At 54.1% G+C, this 1,148-nt stretch carries 1 protein-coding gene and 1 pseudogene; both read left to right on the forward strand.

Annotated features, from left to right (window positions below):
* The first annotated feature begins 117 nt into the window (after nucleotides 1–117).
* Nucleotides 118–444, forward strand: coding sequence for a hypothetical protein (locus CW742_RS14265; RefSeq protein WP_292421522.1), 327 nt, complete (start codon nucleotides 118–120; stop codon nucleotides 442–444).
* Nucleotides 445–870: 426 nt separating this feature from the next.
* A pseudogene (locus CW742_RS14270) lies at nucleotides 871–1,148 on the forward strand (ammonium transporter); the annotation flags it as partial.

Consider the following 1,148-nt stretch of genomic DNA (forward strand, 5'->3'; position numbering starts at 1 on the left):
GAGAGGTGTAACAGGGACAGGTAGGCCGTTGCCCGGCATATCGGTGTCCTGAACACTGCACTCCGTGGAAAGAACGTGATGCTGCTTGGGCCGGGGAGGTGGGGGACCACGACTCCCATGCTTGGTGTCCCGGTGCGGTTCGCGGAGATCAGCCATATGACCGTCATTGGTGAGATGGCATCGAAGGAGGCGGGCTTCATGCCGGAACTCTCCTATGGCAGCCACTTCTTCCAGGACATTGTCGAGTCCGGGATCTTTTATGTCGCAATCTTCGATGGGGAGAAAGACGTTGTCTTCAATGCCGGCCGGATCCTCGGGCAGCCAAACGTTCTTGAAGAGATAGCGCCCGGGGGAAACCGGTTCGCCCATATTATCCATATTATCGCGGCATCCGGGACCGAGATCTACTCCGACATTATTACGCAGACGGTCCTGTGCCGGTGATTTCTCGCGCTGCCCGGGCATGGGGGGATTGACACCTGGTTCCCGCGCGGGTTGATACAGCCGTTTCATATGCCAAGCGCCGCCTGAGGGCGATGCCTGTTTCCATCTGCTGCAGAACTATGCTGCGGGCCGGCAGGATTATTGATCAGGTAAGCCCTGCTTTTGGTATTCTCAGGAAAGTAGCCCGATCACATTGAACATAAGAAAAATTTAAATAAATAGGAAGGCAACTTCCTACTAACAAAAGTCGAACAGAGAAAGACCCTACAGCAGACCGGAAGGTGGATCCATCCGGCACCAGGCACGATCTCCCGGACTTATCATCCGGCATTGTGCTCATGAAAGTGCGGAGTGAAATCCGGCTCTCCGGTTTTCCACGAATGGTCTGCACGAATGACAATGTAAAAAGATAACCTGGTGAAAAGAATGGCATTAGATTCTGGAGCAACAGCATGGATCCTTGCCTCAACGGCGCTTGTCATGCTCATGACGCCGGCGGTAGGATTCTTCTATGGGGGGCTTGTTCGCAGGAAAAACCTGATCTCCATGATCACCCTGTCGTTCGTCGCCTTTGCACTGGTCAGTATCCAGTGGGTAGTGATCGGGTACTCGTTAGCGTTTGGATCCGATGTAGGCGGGTTCATTGGCAACCTTGAGTACCTTGGACTGAACAACGTCACCATGGACCCCGGACCGTTCAGCGA

Origin of the sequence: Methanoregula sp., assembly GCF_002835825.1 — an archaeon.
GTDB lineage: Archaea > Halobacteriota > Methanomicrobia > Methanomicrobiales > Methanospirillaceae > Methanoregula.